Annotated in this window: 15 protein-coding genes; 6 read left to right on the plus strand and 9 right to left on the minus strand. The window is 71.2% G+C overall.

Going from position 1 to position 15,271, the window contains the following annotated elements; genetic code table 11:
• Window positions 1-18 precede the first annotated feature (18 nt).
• The 4 genes from ACFQ7Q_RS21220 (at window position 19) to ACFQ7Q_RS21235 (ending at window position 5,895) form a co-directional block, all read left to right on the plus strand.
• A complete protein-coding gene (locus ACFQ7Q_RS21220; protein WP_383557443.1) occupies window positions 19-1,278 on the plus strand; it encodes a glycosyltransferase in 1,260 nt (419 codons plus the stop codon).
• Window positions 1,275-3,476 (plus strand): ArnT family glycosyltransferase, encoded by a 2,202-nt coding sequence (locus tag ACFQ7Q_RS21225; protein WP_383557445.1) that lies wholly within the window; start codon window positions 1,275-1,277, stop codon window positions 3,474-3,476. Before ACFQ7Q_RS21220 ends, ACFQ7Q_RS21225 begins: the two co-directional genes overlap by 4 nt.
• 77 nt (window positions 3,477-3,553) lie before the next feature.
• The gene (locus tag ACFQ7Q_RS21230; protein WP_383557447.1) at window positions 3,554-5,077 is read left to right on the plus strand and encodes an MFS transporter; all 1,524 of its coding nucleotides are present in this window, start codon (window positions 3,554-3,556) and stop codon (window positions 5,075-5,077) included.
• A 44-nt stretch (window positions 5,078-5,121) separates the two neighbouring features.
• Window positions 5,122-5,895 (plus strand): TetR/AcrR family transcriptional regulator, encoded by a 774-nt coding sequence (locus tag ACFQ7Q_RS21235; RefSeq protein ID WP_383557450.1) that lies wholly within the window; start codon window positions 5,122-5,124, stop codon window positions 5,893-5,895.
• 123 nt (window positions 5,896-6,018) lie between these two features.
• Here ACFQ7Q_RS21235 and ACFQ7Q_RS21240 read toward each other — a convergent pair whose 3' ends face one another.
• The 3 genes from ACFQ7Q_RS21240 to ACFQ7Q_RS21250 all read right to left on the minus strand — a co-directional run bounded on the left by ACFQ7Q_RS21240 (window position 6,019) and on the right by ACFQ7Q_RS21250 (window position 9,868).
• Window positions 6,019-6,822 (minus strand): YceI family protein, encoded by an 804-nt coding sequence (locus ACFQ7Q_RS21240; RefSeq protein ID WP_383557452.1) that lies wholly within the window; start codon window positions 6,820-6,822, stop codon window positions 6,019-6,021.
• Window positions 6,823-6,928: 106 nt separating this feature from the next.
• Window positions 6,929-9,343 (minus strand): MFS transporter, encoded by a 2,415-nt coding sequence (locus ACFQ7Q_RS21245; RefSeq protein ID WP_383557454.1) that lies wholly within the window; start codon window positions 9,341-9,343, stop codon window positions 6,929-6,931.
• An 81-nt stretch (window positions 9,344-9,424) separates the two neighbouring features.
• Window positions 9,425-9,868, minus strand: a complete 444-nt coding sequence (locus ACFQ7Q_RS21250; RefSeq protein WP_383557457.1) for a MarR family winged helix-turn-helix transcriptional regulator — start codon at window positions 9,866-9,868, stop codon at window positions 9,425-9,427.
• Window positions 9,869-10,146: 278 nt separating this feature from the next.
• On the opposite strand from ACFQ7Q_RS21250, the gene ACFQ7Q_RS21255 reads away from it, so the two are divergent.
• Window positions 10,147-10,377, plus strand: coding sequence for a hypothetical protein (locus ACFQ7Q_RS21255; RefSeq protein WP_383557459.1), 231 nt, complete (start codon window positions 10,147-10,149; stop codon window positions 10,375-10,377).
• Window positions 10,378-10,619: 242 nt separating this feature from the next.
• A complete protein-coding gene (locus tag ACFQ7Q_RS21260; protein WP_383557461.1) occupies window positions 10,620-10,958 on the plus strand; it encodes a DoxX family protein in 339 nt (112 codons plus the stop codon).
• A 15-nt stretch (window positions 10,959-10,973) separates the two neighbouring features.
• Here the strand turns inward: ACFQ7Q_RS21260 and ACFQ7Q_RS21265 are convergent, their stop codons facing one another.
• The 6 genes from ACFQ7Q_RS21265 to ACFQ7Q_RS21290 form a co-directional block, all read right to left on the minus strand.
• Window positions 10,974-11,357: a hypothetical protein gene (locus ACFQ7Q_RS21265; protein ID WP_383557463.1), complete on the minus strand. Its 384-nt coding sequence runs from the start codon at window positions 11,355-11,357 to the stop codon at window positions 10,974-10,976.
• A 53-nt stretch (window positions 11,358-11,410) separates the two neighbouring features.
• Entirely contained in the window at window positions 11,411-12,121 is a 711-nt protein-coding gene (locus ACFQ7Q_RS21270) for a hypothetical protein (RefSeq protein ID WP_383557465.1), read from the minus strand.
• Window positions 12,122-12,171: 50 nt separating this feature from the next.
• Entirely contained in the window at window positions 12,172-13,074 is a 903-nt protein-coding gene (locus ACFQ7Q_RS21275) for an RNA polymerase sigma factor SigF (protein ID WP_383557468.1), read from the minus strand.
• 235 nt (window positions 13,075-13,309) lie between these two features.
• Window positions 13,310-14,230 carry a SigB/SigF/SigG family RNA polymerase sigma factor gene (locus ACFQ7Q_RS21280; RefSeq protein WP_383557471.1) on the minus strand — a complete coding sequence of 307 codons (921 nt, stop codon included), beginning with the start codon at window positions 14,228-14,230 and terminating at the stop codon, window positions 13,310-13,312.
• A 210-nt stretch (window positions 14,231-14,440) separates the two neighbouring features.
• Window positions 14,441-14,734, minus strand: a complete 294-nt coding sequence (locus ACFQ7Q_RS21285) for a Dabb family protein (RefSeq protein ID WP_383170464.1) — start codon at window positions 14,732-14,734, stop codon at window positions 14,441-14,443.
• Between the two features lie 23 nt (window positions 14,735-14,757).
• Window positions 14,758-14,922: a hypothetical protein gene (locus tag ACFQ7Q_RS21290; protein ID WP_175439350.1), complete on the minus strand. Its 165-nt coding sequence runs from the start codon at window positions 14,920-14,922 to the stop codon at window positions 14,758-14,760.
• Between the last annotated feature and the right edge of the window lie 349 nt (window positions 14,923-15,271).

Raw genomic sequence — 15,271 nt, forward strand, 5'->3', positions numbered from 1 at the left:
CCGGCGAGGGTCTGTGCCATGCGAACCCAAACGATCGCGGGCACCCTCCCCGCCCGGGAGCATCTGCCCGTGGGCATGGCCGGGCGGCCCGTCCTCGATGTGGTGATTCCCGTCTACAACGAGGAGAAGGACCTGGAGCCGTGCGTCCTGCGGCTCCACGACCACCTCTCCCGCACCTTCCCGTACGGCTTCCGCATCACGGTCGCCGACAACGCCTCCACCGACCGGACCCCCGAGGTCGCCGCCACTCTTGCGGCGATGCTGCCCGAGGTGCGTTCGGTACGGCTGGAGCAGAAGGGGCGGGGGCGGGCGCTGCGTACCGTCTGGTCGCACTCGGACGCGCCCGTCCTCGCCTACATGGACGTCGATCTCTCCACCGATCTGAACGCCCTGCTGCCGCTCGTGGCGCCGCTCATCTCCGGCCACTCCGATCTGGCGATCGGCTCGCGGCTCGCCCGCTCCTCGCGGGTCGTGCGGGGGCCGAAGCGGGAGTTCATCTCGCGGGCCTACAACCTGATCCTGCGCGGTTCGCTCGCCGCCCGGTTCTCCGACGCGCAGTGCGGCTTCAAGGCGATACGCGGTGATGTCGCCGCCCGCCTGCTGCCGATGGTCGAGGACACGGGCTGGTTCTTCGACACCGAGATGCTCGTCCTCGCCGAGCGCGCCGGACTGCGCATCCACGAGGTGCCCGTCGACTGGGTCGACGACCCCGACTCCACGGTCCACATCGTGCGGACGGCCACCGACGACCTGAAGGGCGTCTGGCGGGTGGGCCGGGCGCTCGCCACCGGCTCGCTGCCGCTCGACCGGCTCGCCCGGCCCTTCGGCGACGACCCCAGGGACCGTGAACTCGCGGGCGTTCCTCGCGGGTTGGCCCGACAGCTGGTCGGCTTCTGTGTCGTGGGAGTGCTGTCGACGCTCTTCTACCTGGCGCTGTACTCGCTCTTCCGGCTCGGTGTCGGCCCTCAACTCGCGAACGCGGGAGCGCTGTTGGTGTCGGCCGTCGCCAACACCGCCGCCAACCGCCGTCTCACCTTCGGCGTACGGGGCAGGGACCGGGCCGTCCGCCACCAGGCGCAGGGGCTCGTCGTCTTCGGCATCGGCCTCGCGCTGACCAGCGGTTCGCTCGCCGCGCTCGGCGCGGCCACCGGCGACCCCGCCCACTCCACCGAACTCGCCGTGCTGATCGTGGCCAACCTCGCCGCGACGGTCGTGCGCTTCCTCCTCTTCCGCCTCTGGGTCTTCCCGGACACCTCGCCCTCAAGGAACACCCGATGACCACGTACGACACGCCTTCCGGGCCGCTGGAGCCTTCGGCGCCCGCCGTCCGCGCGGCCCATGCCGCGCCGTCCATCCGGCCGGGCCGCATCGGCCGGCTCTGGCGCGGGCGGGCCGAGGACGCCCCGTGGGTGCGCCCCGCGTTCCTCGTCCTCCTCCTCGCGACCACCCTGCTCTACCTCTGGAACCTGAGCGCCTCCGGCTACGCCAACTCCTTCTACTCCGCCGCGGTCCAGGCCGGCAGCGAGAGCTGGAAGGCCTTCTTCTTCGGCTCGCTCGACGCGGCGAACGCCATCACCGTCGACAAGCCGCCGGCCGCGCTCTGGCCGATGGCGCTGTCCGTGCGCCTCTTCGGACTCGGGTCCTGGCAGATCCTGCTGCCCGAGGTGCTGATGGGGGTGGCGACCGTCGCCGTCCTCTACGCGGCGGTTCGGCGTCGGTTCGGCGCGGGAGCGGGGCTGCTCGCGGGCGCGGTGCTCGCGCTCACCCCGGTCGCGGCGCTGATGTTCCGCTTCAACAACCCGGACGCGCTGCTGGCCCTGCTGATGACGGTCGCCGTGTACTGCGTCCTGCGGGCTCTGGAGGACGCGAAGAGCGGCACGAAGTGGCTGGTGTGGGCGGGGGTCGCCTTCGGCCTCGCCTTCCTCGCCAAGACGCTCCAGGCGTTCCTGATCCTTCCGCCGCTCGCGCTCGTGTACGCGGTGTGCGCCCCGGGCGGCTTCGGCCGCAGGATCGGCCGACTGGCCCTCGCCGGGCTCGCGATGATCGTCTCCGCCGGCTGGTGGGTGGCCCTGGTCGAGCTGTGGCCTGCGTCCTCCCGTCCGTACATCGGCGGCTCGCAGAACAACAGCTTCCTGGAGCTCACCTTCGGCTACAACGGCCTGGGTCGGATCAACGGCAACGAGACCGGCAGCGTCGGCGGCGGAGGCCGCGGCGGTGGTGGCGGTCAGGGCGGCGGCTGGGGCGAGACGGGCATCGGACGGATGTTCAACGACGCCGTCGGCGGTCAGATCTCCTGGCTGCTGCCCGCCGCGCTGATCCTGCTCGTCGCCGGGCTCGTCATCACCTGGCGTGCGCCGCGGACGGACACGGCGCGGTCCGCGTTCCTGGTCTGGGGCGGTTCGCTGGTGATGACCCTGGGCGTGTTCAGCTTCATGGCCGGCATCTTCCACGAGTACTACACGGTGGCCCTGGCCCCGTACATCGCCGCGCTCGTCGGCATGGGCGCGAGCGTCCTGTGGGAGGAGCGCACCAGGCTCCCCGCGTCGGCGACCCTGGCCGTGACGGTCGCGGGGACGGCGGTGTGGGGGTACGTCCTGCTCGGCCGGACGCCCGACTGGATGCCGTGGCTGCGCTGGGCGGTCCTGATCGCGGGCTCGGCCGCCGCGCTCGGGCTGCTGCTCGCCGGACGCCTCGACCGGCGGATCGGGCTCGGTCTCGCCGGGCTCGGTCTGGCGGCGAGTCTCGCGGGCCCGGTCGCGTACACCCTTTCCACGCTGAGCACCGGCCACCAGGGGTCGATCGTGACGGCGGGCCCGGCGGGCGGCGCGATGGGCGGCCCCGGCGGGGGCCGCGGCGGGCCGCGCGCGATGTACGGGATGTTCGACGGGGGCGGTGGCCAGGCCGGCGCGGGCCAGGCGGGCGGCGGTCAGGGCGGTCAGATGCCCGGTGGTCAGGCCCCCGGCGGTCAGATGCCCGGCGGTCAGGGCGGTCAGATGCCCGGCGGGGCGCCTCCCCAGGGCGGCGGCCAGGGCAATGCCCGGGGCGGCGGCCAGGGCAATGCCCGGGGCGACGGCGGCGCGGGCATGGAGCGCGGCGGCCCCGGCGGCATGGGCGGTCTGCTCAACGGCGCGACCGTCGGTTCCAAGGCCAAGGCCACCCTCCTCGACGGCGCCGACGACTACACCTGGGTCGCGGCGGCGATCGGCGCGCAGAACGCGGCCAGCTACCAGCTCGCCACGGGGAAGCCGGTGATGGCGATCGGCGGCTTCAACGGCAGCGACCCGTCGCCGACCCTCGCCCAGTTCAAGCAGTACGTGGCCCAGGGGAAGATCCACTACTTCGTCGGCGGCGGCACCGGTGGGGGTGGTGGTGGCGGAATGGGTGGCAACTCCGAGATCTCGACGTGGGTCACGGCCACCTTCCAGCAGGTCACCGTCGACGGCTCCACGTTCTACGACCTGACCCGGAAGAAGTAATCGCTATACAGCGTAAGAGAGACCCTTGTACGGTGTACGAGACCTAGTCCCGTACACCGTACAAGGAGTGCTGTCCCATGACGGCGACGACCGCCGCGAACGAACCCACCGCCGGGAAGGCCACCCCCGGCGGGCATCCGCAGCGCTGGCTGATCCTCGGCGTCATCTGCCTCGCCCAGCTCACCGTGCTGCTCGACAACACCGTCCTGAGCGTCGCGATCCCCTCGCTGACCTCCGAACTCCACGCGACGACCACCGACATCCAGTGGATGATCAACGCGTACTCGCTCGTCCAGTCCGGCCTCCTGCTCACGGCGGGCAACGCCGCCGACCGCTACGGCCGCAAGAAGCTCCTCGCCGTCGGTCTCGCGCTCTTCGGTCTCGGCTCGCTGGCCGCCGGACTCGCGGACTCCACCGCGCAGCTGATCGCCGCCCGGGCCGGCATGGGCGTCGGCGGCGCGCTGCTGATGACCACCACCCTCGCCGTCGTCATGCAGATCTTCGACGACTCCGAGCGGGTCAAGGCGATCGCGCTCTGGTCCACGGTCAGCTCGCTCGGCTTCGCCGCCGGCCCGCTGATCGGCGGCGTGATCCTGAACCACTTCTGGTGGGGAATGATCTTCCTCGTCAACATCCCGGTCGCGGCCGTGGGCCTGGTCGCCGTCCTCAAGCTCGTACCGGAGTCGAAGAACCCGCAGGGCGAGCGCCCCGACCTGCTCGGCGCGCTGCTCTCCACGATCGGTATGACCGCCGTCGTGTACGCGATCATCACGGGCCCCGAGCACGGCTGGACCTCCGCCGAGGTGCTGGTCCCGGCCGCCATCGGTGTCCTCGTCCTCGGAGCCTTCGCGCTCTGGGAGCTGCGGACCCCGTACCCGATGCTCGACATGCACTTCTTCCGGAACCAGAAGTTCATCGGCGCCATCGGCGGTTCGCTGCTCGTCGTCTTCGGCATGGGCGGCTCGCTGTTCCTGCTCACCCAGCACCTGCAGTTCGTGCTCGGCTACGAGCCGCTGGAGGCCGGTCTCCGGATGGCGCCCCTCGCGCTGACGATCGTGGGCCTCAACCTGACCGGCATGGGCCCCAAGCTGGTGATGAAGATCGGCACCCCGTCGGCCGTCGTCCTCGGCATGACCCTGGTCGCGGGCGGTCTCACCTCGATCGCCGTCCTCGGCGGCGGTACGGACGGCAGCTACTGGGGGATGCTCCTCGGCCTGGTCCTGATGGGCGGCGGCATCGCCGTCTCCTCCCCTGCCATGGCCAACGCCATCATGAGCGCGATCCCGCCGGAGAAGGCGGGCGTGGGCGCCGGCATCAACGGCACCCTCGCCGAGTTCGGCAACGGCCTGGGCGTCGCCGTCCTCGGCGCCGTTCTCAACGCCCGCTTCGCCGCGCTCGTCGCCGTCACCGCGGCCTCGCTGCCCGCGGCCCTCGCGGCGGCCGGAAGCGACGCCGAACGGGCGCAGATCTCCGACGCGTTCGCCACCGGCCTCCAGACCAGCCAGCTGGTCGGCGCCATCGCCGTCTTCGCGGGCGGCCTGCTCGCGGCGGCGCTGCTGCGCCGGGCGGAACGGTCCGAGAAGAGGGAAGCGGCTGCATAGCATGGTGACGGACCGCTGACAGAGTGAGCTCACGGAGGAACGCGATGGTCAAGGCCGCAGACCGGGCCAAGAACCCGGCGCGTTCCTCCGTATGGCTCGAACGGCCGACCCAGCGCGCCGGAGGCGGCCCGGCCGGCCTCGACCGCGACCGGATCGTGGCGACCTCGATCAGGATGCTCGACGAGGAGGGCCTGGCCGGGCTCTCGATGCGCAAGCTGGCGACCGAACTGGGCGTCACGGCGATGTCGCTCTACTGGTACGTGGACACCAAGGACGACATCATCGAGTACGCCCTCGACGCCGTGTACGGGGACGTCGACCTGGAGGCCGTCTCCGCGACCGAGGACTGGCGCGACCGGCTCCGGGCCCTCGCGCTCGGGTACCGCCGGATGCTGGTCCGCCACCCCTGGGTCTCGGCCTGCGTGGGCATGTACCTCAACATCGGGCCGCGGGCGCTCGTCGTCGGGACCGCGATCCAGGACGCCGTCCGGGCCACCGGGCTCCCGGTCCACGGTCAGCCGGGCACGCTCGCGGCGGTGTTCCAGTTCGTGTACGGATACGGCACGATCGAGGCCCTGTTCGCCCGGCGCTCGGCCGAGGCGGGCATGACGCAGGACGAGTTCTACACGGAGTCCGTCGCCGCGTTCCGCGACGAGCCGCAGTTCGCCGAGCCGATGGCGAAGATGGAGGAGCTCTTCGCCGAACGCGCCACGCACGGCAGCGTCAGCGACATGTGGGAGCGGGACTTCGCCTACGCCCTCGACATCCTGATCGCGGGCATCGAGGTCATGGCGGCGCGCGAGGGCGAAGGCTCCTAGCCCTTCGGGGCGAGCGTTCGGCGGAGCGGGTGTTCGGGAGGGGCGTTCCGGGAGGGTGCTCGCTTCAGCGGCCCGTGGCGCCCCTCGGCCTCCCGTACCGCCCTCAGCCCTCCCGTACCGCCCTCAGCCCTCCCGTACCGCCTGGATGTCCAAGGTCACCCGCAGCGTCGCGCCGATCGCCGCGATGCCCGCCGACACCACCTGGTTGTAGTTCATCGCGAAGTCCTCGCGCCGCAGCTCCGCCTCCGCGCGGAACGCCGCCCGCACCCCGCCCCACGGATCCGCGCTCGTCCCCAGGTAGGTGAGATCCAGCGGGACGTGCCGCGTGACGCCCCGCAGGGTCAGCTCGCCGTCGACGGTCCAGCGGTCCGGACCCGCCTGGCGCAGCGCCGAGCTGCGGTACGTGATCTCCGGGAAGCGGTCCATGTCCAGGAAGTCCTCGGACCGCAGGTGCTTGTCCCTCAGCTCGTTGCCCGTGTCGACGGACCCGGCCGCGATGACCGCCTCCACCCGCGAGGCCAGGACCTCCGGCGCGATCTCGATCCGGCCGGTGAACTCGGTGAACCGGCCGTGCACGCTGGAGATCCCCAGGTGCTGGGCCACCGCCCCCACCGAGGAGTGCGCCGCGTCCAGGGTCCACACTCCCGGCGGCGGGAGCTCCGTACCGCCCGTGCGGGCCAGGACGACCGTCCCGACATCCGCCCGCCCGGTCCCGCCCACCAGCGACGTGCGCGCGTCCGGCGCGTAGCCGAGCGCGGTCACCACCACCGTGTACGGCCCCGGGGCCAGCGCCCCCTCCGCCTGTACGACTCCGTCCCCGTCGGCCGCCGCCCGCAGGACCTGTCCGCCCGAACCGTCCGTCACGGTCACCACCGCGTGCTGGACCGGCCACCCGTCGCGGGTCCGTACCTGTGCGTGCAGTCCCATCCGTACCCTCAACCCTCACTCGGAAGAACAACGGGGCGGCAGGCCGTCCCCTGCCCGCCGCCCCGGACCCGGTCGCGTCTCCGCTCGAAGCGCGACCGGGAGTCGGTCACTCGCCCGGGTGGGCGAGTTCGATGTCGTGGCCGTCGACCCCGGCACCGGTCACGGTCAGCCGTCCCGCCACCGGCGGGTAGCCGGTCGCGATGAGCGTGTACTCACCGGCGTCCAGGTCCGCGAAGGCGTACGCGCCGTCCGCGTCCGTCGTCGCCGAGGCCTTCACGTTCCCGGCGGCGTCGACCAGGGTCACCCGCGCGTCGGCCAGCGGCCGGTGGTCGAGGCCCGCGCGGACCGTCCCGTGGACGACCGCCCCGGCCGCGAGGGCCACGTCGAGCCGGGTCGCGCCCTGGCCGCCGATCTCGACGGGCAGCGCCTGCGGGCGGTGGCCGGCGGCGGTGACCGCGACCGTGACCGCGCCCGGCACCAGCTCGCCGAAGGCGAAGCCGCCGTCCGCACCGGACTTGCCGGTGGCCAGCACCTCGCCCCGTACGTCCGTGATCACGACCATGGCCCCGTCCACGGGGGCGCCGCTCTCTGCCGCGGTCACCGAGCCGATGAGGCCGCTGGTGCCGGTCAGGAGCACGTCGTGGGCGAGCGGACCGTCGTTCACGACGACCGTCGAGGCCTGCGGCTGGAAGCCGTCGGCGGAGGCGATGAGGACGTACGAACCGGTGGCCGGGGCGTCGAAGGCGTACCGGCCCTCGCTCCCGACGACCGAGCGGCCGAGCTGCTGCCCGCCGAGCGAGATCAGCGTGAGCGTCGCGCCGGGGAGGTCGGTGCCTTCGGCGGTACGGACGGTGCCGCTGATGGTCAGGCCGGTGCTCACCGCGGCCGTGGTGGCGGTGACCGCCCCGGCGGCCGTCGGCCCCTCCGGCGCGGCGGCCGGCGCCGCGTCCGTCTTGGCGGCCGAACCGCTCTTCAGCGCGACCTCCTTGATGAACAGCGTCACCAGGAAGGCGAGCAGCGCGAACGGCGCCGAGTAGAGGAAGACATCGGCGACGCCGTGTCCGTACGCGTCCTCCATGACGGTACGGATCGGGGCCGGCAGCTTGTCCATGTCCGGGATGCCACCGCCCGAACCGCCGTTGGCCATGCCCGCGGCCTTCGGGCCGAGGGCGGTCATGCCGTCCTGGACGTAGTGCGTGACCCGGTTGGCCAGCACCGCGCCGAGCGCCGAGACGCCGATCGCGCCTCCGAGGGAGCGGAAGAAGGTGACGACGGAGGAGGCGGAACCGAGGTCGGCCGGGGCCACCTGGTTCTGCGTGCAGAGCACCAGGTTCTGCATCATCATGCCGAGGCCCAGACCCATGACGCCCATGAAGAGCGCGATGTGCCAGTACTCCGTGTCGTAGCGGATCGTGCCGAGCAGGCCGAGTCCACCGGTCGTCAGGGCGCCGCCGCTGACCAGCCAGGCCTTCCACTTGCCGGTCTTGGTGATGATCATGCCGGAGACGGTCGAGGAGACGAACAGACCGGCGATCATCGGGATGGTGAGGACGCCGGACATCGTCGGCGACTCGTTGCGCGCCAGCTGGAAGTACTGGCTGAAGAAGACCGTGCCGGCGAACATCGCGACGCCCACGAAGAGCGAGGCGAGCGAGGCGAGGGTGATCGTGCGGTTGCGGAAGAGGCGCAGCGGGATGATCGGCTCTTCGGCCTTCGACTCGACGAAGACGAAGAGCGCGCCGAGGAAGACGGAGCCGCCGACCATGGCGGCCGTCTGCCAGGACATCCAGTCGTACTTGTCGCCGGCGAAGGTCACCCAGATCAGCAGGAGGGAGACCGCGGCGCTGATGACGAAGGCACCGGTCCAGTCGACCTTGACCTTGCGCTTCACGACGGGGAGCTTCAGCGTCTTCTGGAGGACCAGCAGCGCGATCAGCGCGAACGGCACGCCGACGTAGAAGCACCAGCGCCAGCCGAGCCAGTCGGTGTCGGTGATGACGCCGCCGAGCAGCGGACCGCCGACGGTGGCGACGGCGAAGACCGCACCGAGGTAGCCGCTGTACCGGCCTCGCTCACGCGGGGCGATCATCGCGGCCAGGATGATCTGGGAGAGGGCGGTCAGACCGCCGACGCCGATGCCCTGGACGACACGGCAGGCGATGAGCATCCCGGTGTTCTGGGAGAGACCGGCGACGACCGAGCCGGCGACGTAGATGACCAGCGCGATCTGGACGAGCAGCTTCTTGGAGAAGAGGTCCGCGAGCTTGCCCCAGAGCGGGGTGGTCGCGGTCATCGACAGAAGCGCGGCCGTGACGACCCAGGTGTAGGCGGACTGGCCGCCGCCGAGGTCGGTGATGATCTGGGGGAGGGCGTTGGAGACGATCGTCGACGACAGGATGGCGACGAACATGCCGAGCAGCAGCCCGGAGAGCGCCTCCATGATCTGCCGGTGCGTCATGGGCGCCGCGCCGGAGGTGTGGCCGCCCGCCTGCGCTGGCGGGGCGGGTGTTGTCGTGGCCATGAACGTCCTTTGCTGTTACGCGTGTGCGGGTTGCGGCGGTGCTTGAGGCAGGTGGGTGCTCGTGACAGGCGGTGCGCGGGGCTAGGCGTGGTGGGCCCGGCAGTCCCCGAAGGAGTCGCGTAGGCGGGCGAGCAGGTGGGTGAGCAGTTCGACGTCGTCGTCGGACCAGTCCGCGAGGTTGCGGGTGAGCATCGCGGTCAGCCGCCGGTCGAGCTCGTCGAGCTTCTCCCTGCCCTCGGCGGTGAGGTGCAGGATGCGGGAGCGCCGGTCGGCGGGGTCGGGCAGCCGCTCGACCCAGCCGCGGTCGACGGCGTGGGAGACGTGGCGGCTGCTGACCGACATGTCGACGGCCATCCGCTCCGCGATCCGGCTCATCCTCATGTCCCCGTCGTGCTTGAGCAGGGCGAGGACGATGGCGGAGCCGCTGGGGCAGTCGGCGGGCAGTGAGCGGGCCATCCCGCGCTTGACCGCGCCGATGGCGCTGACCTGTCGGGCGAGGTTCTCGTACCGGTTCGGCTTGTCCACTGCGACCCCATGACCCGATGCATCTTGTTGCTTAGGGCAACCATAGAGATGGATGGTTGCTCCAGGCAAACTAAATCGGTCAAACGGCGCTAAAGAATCGGCAAAGGGGGAGCGGGGGCGGGAGGCGTGAGGGAGAAGGGGGTGGAAGGGGACGGGGGCGGAGGTGGGCCGCCGTGCGGGGGATCGGTGCCAGTCCCGTGCTCGACCGGTGCCGGACCGGTGCTCGGACCGGGCTGGGGCTTGGGGGCGGCAGCCGGGGTTCGCTAGGGTCCTGGCTCATGGCACACAACCCCCAAGCTCCGTACGGTCAGGGCCCCGGCCCCGAGGGCAACTACGACCCGGCCGGCAGCACGCAGATGTTCCGCGCCTTCGTCGACGAGGGCGCCCCGCAGGGCGGCGGCCGCCAGGCGGCGGCCCCCCAGTCCTCCGGCCCCCGGGTGGGCCTCATCGTCGGCGTGATCGCGGCGATCGTGGTCCTGGCGGCGGTGGGCTGGCTGGCGCTGGGCTGAGGTCGGAGCCCGGGCCTTCGTGGCCTCGCGGCCTTCCTGCCCTTCGAGTCTCCGAGGGGTCTGGCCCGGACGCTCCTGTGGGCTTCTGGCCAGGCCGTCCTCGCTCCGAGGGCGGCGACCGGCTCTCGACCGGCCCCAGGAAGCGGCCGGCGAACTCCTCGGGAGCCGTCACACATGTGCGGTGCGCTCCGTCAGTGGGGTGTGCGAGCGGGAAACGCTCGCCCCGAGCTGAGGAGCCTCCGATGTCCACCACTCACATCGTCGTCACCGCCGTCGCCGCGTTCATGGTCGGCTTCTCGGCGCTCTCGGTCTTCATCAAGGCCCCGTGGGTCATCCAGCCGCTGACCGAGTACGGAGTCCCCCGCTCCTGGTGGACCTGGCTCGGCCTGGCCAAGGCGGCCGGCGCGGTGGGCCTCGTGGCCGGTCTGTGGATCCCGGCGATCGGCCTCGCGGCCGGGATCGGCGTGGCCCTGTACTTCACCGGGGCCCTGATCACCGTGATCCGCGCCCGCTCGTACGCACACGTCGTCTGGCCGGTGATGTACGCGGCCCCGGCCGTCGCCGCCCTGTTCCTCGCCTGAACCCGAGGCGTGCCGCTACGGCTCGATCCAGCGCCGCAACGCGTCGACGGTGGTCTCCGGAGAGGTGTTGAAGCAGAGCCGGATCCCGGGCACGGCCTCGATGAGGACGTTCACGAGCCGTTCGAACAGCAGGGTGTGCTCGGGCATCATGCGCACACCACCACCGATCATCGCCACGCCGAACGTCCCGTCCTCGAGCAGCTTCCGCACGGCGGCCTCGGCGCCGTCCGGAGAGGGGTCGACCAGACAGGTCACGACGTCGAAGCCGGCCTCGCGCAGCGCGGCGTTCCCGGCCGCGATGCGTGCGGTGAGCGACGCTTCGTCGACACCGTCGGGGAGGGTGCTGTAGTCGAGCGAGCGCGGGTGCAGTCCGATGGACAGAGCCTTGGTGTTCTTCACGGTCACAGAGTGCCCACGGGCGAGCCGCTCACGCCTGGTTCGGCCCTCCGCGGTCACTTCCAGGTCGCCGTGACCTTCTGGGTGTCGACGTGCATGCCGAGCGGGACGCGCCAGGAGTCCACGCAGACCGTGTACGTCCGGGTCTGCGCCGCTCCGGCCGCGATGGGGGCGGGGAGGGGCTGGGCCGATTCGATCGTCGCCCAGTCGACGCCGAGCGCGCCGATGATGTGGGTGGCGAAGGTGACCGTTCCCGAAGTGGCCGCCGTACCGCCCGTGTTGCGGAAGGTGACCGTCACGCGTTCGCACCATCGCTTGTCCGCCTCCGTGAGGACCGGGGCGGAGAGGGTGAGCGTGGCGGGCGAGGCGGGTGTGGTGGGGCTGGTGGGCGGCTGCGAGGGGGCGGGCGGTGTGGTCGTGCCCGGGGGTGGAGCGGTGGCGGTGCGCGGCGGGGTCGTGCCGGGCCGGGCGGGCGTGGTTCCGGGGCGAGAGGTTCCGGGGGCCGTCCCCGTGTCCGTACCGCCGGGGGCAGGGGTCGCCCCTGGCGGGCGGGGTGAGGGGGACGACGTGCTGGAGGTCGTGCCGTCGGCCGACGGGGCGTCCAGGGGGATCAGCGTCACCGATCCCGAGGGCCGCACCGCGTCCTTCGGGGTGGAGCCCGCGCCGACCGCCGCGTAGCCCTCGCCGTCGTCTCCGCTGCCGCACGCGGTCAGCGCTCCGCCGAGGCAGAGCGCGACCACCGTCAGAAGTGACCTCTGTAGCCGCATGGCGCCAGTCTTGCTGACGACATGTCAGTTGTGAACCTGAACCGCGAACTTCAGTCGGCGATCAGGCCCTGGCGGAGCTGGGCCAGGGTGCGGGTCAGAAGCCGGGAGACGTGCATCTGGGAGATGCCGACCTCCTCGCCGATCTGGGACTGGGTCATGTTGGCGAAGAAGCGCAGCATGATGATCTGCCGCTCCCGGGGCGGGAGTTTGGCGAGCAGCGGCTTCAGGGACTCGCGGTACTCGACGCCCTCCAGCGCCGTGTCCTCGTACCCGAGCCGGTCCGCCAGCGAGCCCTCGCCGCCGTCGTCCTCCGGGGAGGGGGAGTCGAGCGAGGAGGCGGTGTACGCGTTGCCGACCGCGAGGCCGTCGACGACGTCCTCCTCCGACACCCCGAGGACGGCGGCGAGTTCGGGGACGGTCGGGGAGCGGTCCAGCTTCTGCGCCAGCTCGTCGCTGGCCTTGGTCAGCGCCAGGCGAAGCTCCTGGAGCCGGCGGGGGACGCGCACCGACCAGGAGGTGTCGCGGAAGAAGCGCTTGATCTCGCCTACGACGGTCGGCATGGCGAACGTCGGGAACTCCACGCCGCGTTCGCAGTCGAAGCGGTCGATCGCCTTGATCAGGCCGATGGTGCCGACCTGGACGATGTCCTCCATCGGTTCGTTGCGGGAGCGGAAGCGGGCCGCCGCGTACCGCACGAGCGGCAGGTTGAGCTCGATGAGGGTGTCGCGGACGTAGGTCCGTTCCGGGCTGTCCGCGGCGGCGCCCGCGTCGTCCAGGGCGCGGAGCCGCAGGAAGAGGGAGCGGGAGAGCGTGCGGGTGTCGATGGCTTCCGGCGTGACGACAAGCGGCGCGGCGGGCTCGGCACTTTCCGCCGACGGCTGGACCGGCATCGGTACCGGCGTCTGCGCGGGCGTGAGCGTGAGCACCTTCGAGCTGCCCTGTTCTGCGGACATGCCACCCCCTTGAGGTCGCGGACGGTCGCGGCGGCCACGACCATCGGAGGAACGCAGCCTCCACCTGAATACCGGAGGCGAGGCTGCGGCAAACGCGGTTCCAGCAGAATGTCACATGTCGGCAACACGCTGTAGTGACTTGTCGACATGGTGTAGGCGAATATCCGCAGGAAACAAGGGGGTTACGGCATTTGGGGCGCCGCGGAACTGCTCCGAACCGGTCTACCCGTTTCAGCTACGCCTCGATCCGATTTGCGGATCTCAATCGGGCGAAGCTCCGGGCGAGGAGCCTTGACACATGCATCTGCGAGACGCCGAGCTCCTGGCTGATCTGAGACTGGGTCAGGTTGCTGTAGTAACGGAGCATCAGGATCCGCTGCTCGCGCTCGGGCAGCTGTACGAGCAGATGCCGTACGAGATCCCGGTGTTCGACGCCTGCGAGTGCCGGGTCCTCGTAGCCGAGCCGGTCGAGCAGTCCGGGCAGGCCGTCGCCCTCCTGGGCCGCCTCCAGGGAGGTGGCGTGGTACGAGCGGCCGGCCTCGATGCAGGCCAGCACCTCGTCCTCGCCGATCTTCAGGCGCTCGGCGATCTCCGCGGTGGTGGGTGAGCGGCCGTGGGCCGTCGTGAGGTCCTCGGTGGCGCCGTTGACCTGGACCCAGAGCTCGTGGAGGCGGCGCGGGACGTGCACGGTGCGGACGTTGTCGCGGAAGTAGCGCTTGATCTCGCCGACGACGGTGGGCATCGCGAAGGTCGGGAACTGCACGCCGCGGTCGGGGTCGAAGCGGTCGATGGCGTTGATCAGGCCGATGGTGCCGACCTGGACGACGTCCTCCATCGGTTCGTTGCGGGAGCGGAAGCGGGCCGCCGCGTACCGCACGAGGGGGAGGTTGGCCTCGATCAGGGCCCCGCGGATCCGGTCGTGCTCGGCAGTGCCCGGTTCGAGCTCCTTGAGCTGCCCGAAGAGGACCTGGGTGAGCGCGCGGGTGTCGGCGCCCCTGGTGCTCTGTGGCCGGGTGGACTGCGGCCGGGTGGACTGGGGGCGGTGGGGTTGCGGCCGGGTGGCCTGGGGCCGTGCGGACGGGGACAGCGGGCGCGTGGGCTCGGGGTCGCCGGCCTCGTTCTGGGGCGGGACCTGAGGCGCTGTACTGGCCGGCACGTTCACGCCACCCCTTTGGCTGGTGTTGCTGGTCAACTACGGTCAAACTCATCCATCAAAAGCGGTCATAGCATCACAAGACATGTCCACTGTGTGCAAGCACCGTATAACCACGTGTTGAGGGCAAGTTGGGGCCAAACGGGAGGCGAACACCCGGAAGGCCCCCCGCCATGACGGCGAGGGGCCTTGAGGAATCGAGTCGGGCGAACCCTAGAACGCGTAGTCCGCGATCACCCACGTGGCGATCTCGCGCCACAGCGCGACGCCCGCCTGGTGGGCCGGGTGGTCCAGGTAGCGCTGGAGCGCATCGGTGTCCTCGACCGCCGAGTTGATGGCGAAGTCGTACGCGATCGGCCGCTCGGAGATGTTCCAGCCGCACTCCCAGAAACCCAGCTCCGGGATCTCCTTCTCCAGTCCGTCGAACGCCTCGGCGGCGGCGACGGCACGCGGGTCGTCCTTCGTGATGCCCTCGTTGAGCTTGAACAGGACCAGATGGCGGATCACAGCAGGACTCCTCGTCGGTGGTTCTAGTTGACGAGCTCGGTCATGAACTCGCCGACGCCCTGTGCGGCGGACGATATGCCCTCGAACCCTACCTGGACGAGATCGGCGGCCCTGTCGGGGGAATTGATGATCGTGTACAGCACAAAGACCACGAGCGCGTAGAGCGCGACCTTCTTCGCTTGCGCCATCTGCCGCGCCCTCCCCTGTCTGCACCCCTGCGTGGACGCGTGAGTCTAACGGAGCCACTTCAGCCACTTCACCGGGCCTTTATGGACCAAGGGCCCGGAGATCGGGGCCCTTTGCCGCCCCCCGGAAGGGTGACGGCAGAGCAGTATGGATGTCGAGCCCGGCGGATCTGGCAGGAATCCGCGGGGCCGAGGAACCGGCCCTCACTGCGGGGTCCGCGCCGCAAGCTTCCCCCCTGACTGCGACGCAGGACTTGCAGGACCGGTTCTCATCGGGGGGAGCGGCTTGTCCCCCCGATGTCGCTCCCCCCGTCCGACGAAAGAGGCCCCGGCCACGCTCACAGGCGTGGCC

Source organism: Streptomyces sp. NPDC056527 (assembly GCF_042794475.1).
GTDB lineage: Bacteria > Actinomycetota > Actinomycetes > Streptomycetales > Streptomycetaceae > Streptomyces.